We start from the raw sequence: 5,626 nt of genomic DNA, 5'->3' as shown, positions 1-5,626 counted from the left end.
AGCATGGTCCACGGATATTCTGGAAGTTTTTCAGGTACCGTTTCGCCTTATGAATAATTTGCGCCACTTGGCGGTCTTTGTGAAGGAGCCCGAGCCGGGCACTTTTTATTGGACGCTTATCGAGAGCACTGGAGATGCTGGTCTCTGGTTTGATGTGCACACCGCCTCACAGCCATTTGCACACTGGATAGACGCATGGATGGCGGGAAATGATGAATTGCTGCGTCATGTGAGTCGGCCTTCAGAGGGGCCACTTTTGCATGAGACTCCGCGACACGGTTTGTCCACTTGACCGCGCCACGGTCTCCCGAAGATCCCCGGTGACCCTACAAGGCCACCACGGGTCCCAGGAGGCCTCGGGGCTGCGTAGCGGTACAGATCGCCTCTGGTGTCTGCGGCGTCTCGGAGGGGCTGTAAAGTCTTTTGGACGCCTCGGTCTCCCGATCCATTCGGACCCTCGCGGTACCGCTCAAGCCAGCCAGCACCGTATCCACGGACTGCACAGATATGGCAGTCATGTCGCGGCGGTTCCGGGTGGTTACGGCGCCATCCACGATGTTGAACATCATGGTGTCAAACCTGTCAGGGCTGGCCTTTGCTAGGTTGCAAGCGGCCAGGAGCAGTGGTACTCAGCCCACCAGCTTGCCCACGGTCACCACGGTAGTGCTGACTGGGTCGCCCTTGATTTTGGGCTTGGGACAGCGGTGGCGTTCGCCATCAGTCTCGAAAATGGGCCGGAGGTCGCTCTTGCTGCCCGACAACAGAACACGGACAGCGCTACTGACGGGGACTACGCCAGGCAGCATTGGCCTCGACCTCGGCGAAATGCTGCATAACTTTTAGAGTCGCAGCGGGGCTGTTGAGGAGCGTGAAATGCGCTTCGCAAGCTAAGACTTCTCGATGCTTTCGACTGTTCTCTTCTCTGCAAGTCGGAGGCAGTTTGCGCGTACCGGCCGCGTCCCTGCCGGGAGTTTTGCTTCAGTCAGTCCGCTACGTCGGGCTTTCGGTTTGCATCTCCTGAATCTCTCGCTTCAATCAGTTGAAGCAAAACATTGAAATCGACCGGCTTGACGACATGATGGTCGAAGCCAGATCTCAGCGCGTGTGCTCGGTTGATTGCACCATCGTAGCCCGTCAATGCAATCAGCGTCGGACCAGAAAACCCGGCGCCGCTTTTATGACGTATCCGTTCGGCAACTTCGTACCCGTTCATCACCGGCAGTCCGATGTCGCACACCACAATCTCCGACCGTTGTTCTGAATATTTAAGCAAAGCGCCCGGACCATCGAAAGCGAACTCGACCTCGTAGCCTGAGATCTGCAGCAGCATGACCAACATTTCGTTCGCGTCGACGTTGTCGTCAACTACAAGAATGCGAGCAGGCACGAAAGTGGGTTTTGGCAAATGCTCAGGCGCAGCTTCTTCTACGTAATTCAAACGCGGAAGAACCACTGTGAATTCGCTGCCCATGCCGAGCCCGTCGCTGCGCACCTCCACGGTTCCTCCATGTCGCTCCACCATGCCTCGCACGACCGTCAATCCAATACCCAGCCCGCCTTGACTGCGACTGAGCGAACGTTCTTCTTGTCCAAACAACTCGAAGATGTGAGCCAGCGACTCCTGCGCAATCCCGCTTCCGTTGTCCGTGACCTTAAGCACGACCGATTCACCATACGACCTCGCGCTCACTGAGATCGCACCACCGTAAGGCGTGTACTTGGATGCGTTGTGCAAGAGGTTGCCGACGATCTGCGCGAGGCGGGTCAAGTCACCATCCACATAGATAGGGGTGACCGGCATGTCCAGCGTAAGTTCCTGATGTTGCGAGTCAATGAGCATGCGGTAAATTTCAACCGCCTGATCGACAAATTCACGGACGCTCGTTGGCCGCCGTTGCAAAGTAACCTTGCCGCTTGTCACTCTCGATGCATCCAGCAAATCATCAAGCAGCCTGGCCATATGGTCCACTTGCCGGCCGACGACCTCGCGGATCTTTTTCAGGCGAGGGTCAACAGTTTCAAGCCGCTCCAGCAATGCAACCGCGGTTCTGATCGGTGCCAAAGGATTGCGAAGTTCGTGAGCCAACATCGCAAGGAACTCGTCTTGCTGAAGCTTCGTCTTGCGTGCCGCTTCACTCGATTCTTCAGCGGCCAGCGTGGCCATAACCAGATGCGCATTGGCTTCACGAATATCGTCACGTTGCTTCGCGGATGCGGATGCTACTGCTTCGCGAACTTCAAGTGCGCCTTCACGTTCAGCCAGCGTTCGCATGGGCTGCATCGCTGATGGCCCTTGCAAAAGCGCGGCGTCAGACTCTTGGTCGGCGGCATCCGCGCCACCGGTGTCACTGGGTTGAGTTGGCATGCGGCTCGGTTTCTTTCTCAAGCCGGCTTCCGCGCTTCAAGCTGGCCGCGGGTGGCCCGTCAGCATGGCGTCCATGTCCGGCGTTGGCTGCCCGATGACGATACCAGCATCCGTAATGTCGTAGGGGCGAAGTTCGTGGCTGTGAGCGCTGTTTCGTATTTTCACCACCGCCATCACGCGACGAAGTTGACCTTTCAGTTCGACATACCGCTGCACGATGATTGCGTCCGTCAGGAATGCGGCACCATAGGGACTGAATCGAAGATCGGTATATCGATCTTCCAATTCGGAAATCAGCAATACGGCCACACCCATGCCCGTAAGGACAGCGATCATGCGATGCAGCGACTCGCGAAAATCTTCTCGGAAGCTGGCTGCCAGTGCAAGCTCGAACCCGGAAAGAGAATCGACGACAACGCGTGTCGCTCCCGTTTTTTCGATCAATTGCGTCAACGCATAAAGTGTCTCGTCGATTGACAAGTCCAGCGCGCGAGTGTCGATCATGCACACGTCTCCACTGGCAATCAATTCGTCGAGTCGGAGCTTGCGCGAGCGGGTCGGGCTTTTCTCGAACGCCGCAATCACGCCTTTCTCTCCCGCCCGCGCACCTTCTGCCAGAAAGGCCGCAGCGAGCTGCGACTTACCGGAGCCTGAAGGGCCCGCGACCAGCAGCGAATAACCAGAGGGGAGACCACCACCCATCAAGTCGTCCAGCAGGGGAACCCCCATGGAAAGGCGGGCCGGAGCCACGCCAACCGTGCTCGCAGCATCACCGGGCGGCTTCGGGTTGGGTGCAATCGTGCGAGGGAAAATCTGCACCCCATCGTCGCTGATGCGAAAGGTGTGCAGTCCGGGAACCGTCGCTTGTCCACGCATCTTCATTACCTGAATCTTGCGCACCATCGAGTTGCGCTCGACGCTTTGGGCCATCCAAAGAATGCCGTCTGCAACGGTAAAAATTGGATCGGTCTCGCTGTTGGGCACCGAGTATTCCCCGATCAGAAATGTCGTCGCCCGCCATGTTGTCAACAGCATCCCCAAGCGCTGTACGAAATGTTGCAGTTCCATATCGTCCTTGCCCGCGCTTCGCGCAGTTTGGACTACAGAGCGAAACGAATCGACCATCACCAGTGCAGGCTCGAAGCGTTCGACTTCTTCAACGATACGTTTGAGGACCTTGCCGTAATCCCCGGCCACGATTTCGTCAGCAAGATTGATGAAGCGAATCGACTCGTTGACCTTGGCTGCATCGAAGAAGCTGTACTGCTGCTGGTAACGCAGCATTTTTAACGGCGGCTCGCCGAGCACGGTGAAGAAAATGGCTCGGTGCTGTGGGTTGGCGAGTGCGAACATGATCTGATGCGCCAGCGTCGTCTTGCCCGACCCAGGCGCCCCGGCGATCAGGTTGAACGAGAACTCCGGCAAGCCGCCGCCCAAAAGTGCATCTAAGCCCGGTACACCGGTCGCCAATCGTTTGATCACAACCTTATCAATCATCTAATGTCCTCCGTAGAAATCTGATCAAACGCGGGTGTGCCCCAGGCCGATCTCAGCATCCGGGTCGTCAAGGGCTCACCGATCAAGGATTTGAGGTGATCTGTCAAAGCGAACAGCAGGGTTTTGCCAGCGAACAATGCCTGCTCGGGCGTACGTGCTCCAAGATCAGCTCGTAGAGCAAGAAGCATTGACTCGGATAGCGCCGCTGCACGCGGTACCGCCCATTCAACTTCGGATTGCGTGCGATGCATGGCATGGGAGCACAGCGCTGCCGCTGCCTGCGCTCCGACCAGCAAGCTAAGCTCAGCGTGAAGTAACCGCAGGCTTGCGACTACGCCGTCAGCTATGAGCCCAGGGTCGGTCACGTCACCAGCGCGAAATGCAATGGCTTGCTCGATGATGTCGTCCTGCATGACCTTCTATTGTTGCCTGACCGGATTCTTGCATACGGCGTTTCGTCAAAAGTAAGCCCCCGCCGTAAAAAAGAGAGCGGGCCGCACTCGTCCGAACAGATCCCGAATCTTGTTGGCTGATCCTGAGGGGTCGGATTGATACGGCCTTCGGCTGAGGCGGCGAGTTGAAGTACACCACATCAGCTGTGTGCGCCTGCAGCGGGCTGTGCAGACTGCAGAGATTGCAAAACTCGATTTGCCAGCCGATTCCGATGCGTGACTGGCTTACGGTTTCATGCGCATGCAGGTACACCTCCTCGTACTTGATCGATCGCCACAGCCGCTCGATGAACACGTTGTCTCGTCAACAGCCCATGCCGTCCATCGACATGCGGATGCCTTCATCCGTGAGCAGCCCGGTGAAGGTCGCATTCGTAAATTGCTTGCCCTGGCCGATGTTGAGTATGTCGGGTGTCCCACATCTTTGCTCCAATCTTCACAGGCAAGATCCTCGCCCTTGGGAGCAGTTTCCACCCTTATCAGATTTTTCAGATTTTCGGGGCCAGCTCTGTCATGGCGACTGGCGCCGATGCTAGGAGGCGATAGCCGGTCGGCGCTTCATGCCATGCATTCTTCGATGACTGGTAGGTCAGTACCTTGATGGCTCACCCTAAGGTCAGCTTGGCTGTCTCTGTATTGATGGCGTAAGGGCGCCGCAGGCGACCGGCCGAGGAATGCCCAACGGTCGCAGGGAACACCTGAAGCGATGGGCTCATCCCTGCGGTCGTTGGGTGACTTCCGTGAATTGCTGGGCGACCTCAAAGCAAAGCCATAGCCTCTCTACGTAAGTATTCGGGAAAGAGACAACAATCCAGCACTGGCGCGGGTTTGCGGACGGTCGAACTGAGTGAGCCGCTCATTTCCGGCAGTGTTCGGGCGTACCACTCTGAGCGTTCGGCTTCCATGACGGTGTCCAGATTGGCTACTTCAGAGGCGACCAGAAGCGTGGGGCCTGTGCGCTTTTCCACGCTGTTGATCGGATCGAAGTTGCGCTGTCGGAGACCTTGATAAAGAGCAGCCGCCTGCTCGTCTTCGCTCAGGTGATCGAGGGCGGTGCCCCCCGTCCGTTGGAACAATCGCCCAAGGAGGTGCGTACTGTGCAGGACCTTGGCGTCCATCAGGGTCTTGATATACCGGCGCACGTTGCCCGGGCGCTTACCGTGAAGGCCGGCATACCAGTTGCACAGTTCCTCAGCGCCAGGCGTGATGCCCCGGCGCTTGTTTGCAAAGCGCAGGTGAATCGCCCCGGGATTCGTGGAGGCTGATTGGTTTAAGTCAGGCCGCCACCGTGGTGGCTTGACTGGCGAGTTGC

Annotated in this window: 5 protein-coding genes; 1 reads left to right on the top strand and 4 read right to left on the bottom strand. The window is 57.5% G+C overall.

Translation table 11 applies throughout. The features are described 5' to 3' along the window. A partial coding sequence (locus QN397_RS26245) for a hypothetical protein (protein ID WP_323502454.1) occupies positions 1 to 292 on the top strand: 292 nt, incomplete at its 5' end. A gap of 690 nt (positions 293 to 982) precedes the next feature. Here the strand turns inward: QN397_RS26245 and QN397_RS26240 are convergent. The 4 genes from QN397_RS26240 to QN397_RS26220 form a co-directional block, all read right to left on the bottom strand. Beyond that, a complete protein-coding gene (locus QN397_RS26240; protein WP_323502453.1) occupies positions 983 to 2,365 on the bottom strand; it encodes a hybrid sensor histidine kinase/response regulator in 1,383 nt (460 codons plus the stop codon). Positions 2,366 to 2,401: 36 nt separating this feature from the next. Beyond that, the gene (locus tag QN397_RS26235; RefSeq protein ID WP_323502451.1) at positions 2,402 to 3,862 is read right to left on the bottom strand and encodes an ATPase domain-containing protein; all 1,461 of its coding nucleotides are present in this window, start codon (positions 3,860 to 3,862) and stop codon (positions 2,402 to 2,404) included. Beyond that, complete coding sequence (locus QN397_RS26230) at positions 3,859 to 4,275, bottom strand: hypothetical protein (RefSeq protein ID WP_323502450.1); 417 nt, start codon at positions 4,273 to 4,275, stop codon at positions 3,859 to 3,861. The genes QN397_RS26235 and QN397_RS26230 overlap by 4 nt, the downstream gene beginning before the upstream one ends. A 797-nt stretch (positions 4,276 to 5,072) precedes the next feature. Beyond that, positions 5,073 to 5,626, bottom strand: a 554-nt coding sequence (locus QN397_RS26220) for a hypothetical protein (RefSeq protein ID WP_323502449.1), incomplete at its 5' end; no start/stop codon positions are given.

The organism is Variovorax sp. RTB1, assembly GCF_035018765.1.
Taxonomy (GTDB): Bacteria; Pseudomonadota; Gammaproteobacteria; order Burkholderiales; family Burkholderiaceae_C; genus Variovorax.
This window is presented reverse-complemented; position numbering and strand designations above follow the sequence as displayed.

Coding starts and splice junctions, on each gene's coding strand:
- QN397_RS26240 (WP_323502453.1), bottom strand. CDS start 2,365: ATGCCAACTCAACCCAGTGACACCGGTGGCGCGGATGCCGCCGACCAA.
- QN397_RS26235 (WP_323502451.1), bottom strand. CDS start 3,862: ATGATTGATAAGGTTGTGATCAAACGATTGGCGACCGGTGTACCGGGC.
- QN397_RS26230 (WP_323502450.1), bottom strand. CDS start 4,275: ATGCAGGACGACATCATCGAGCAAGCCATTGCATTTCGCGCTGGTGAC.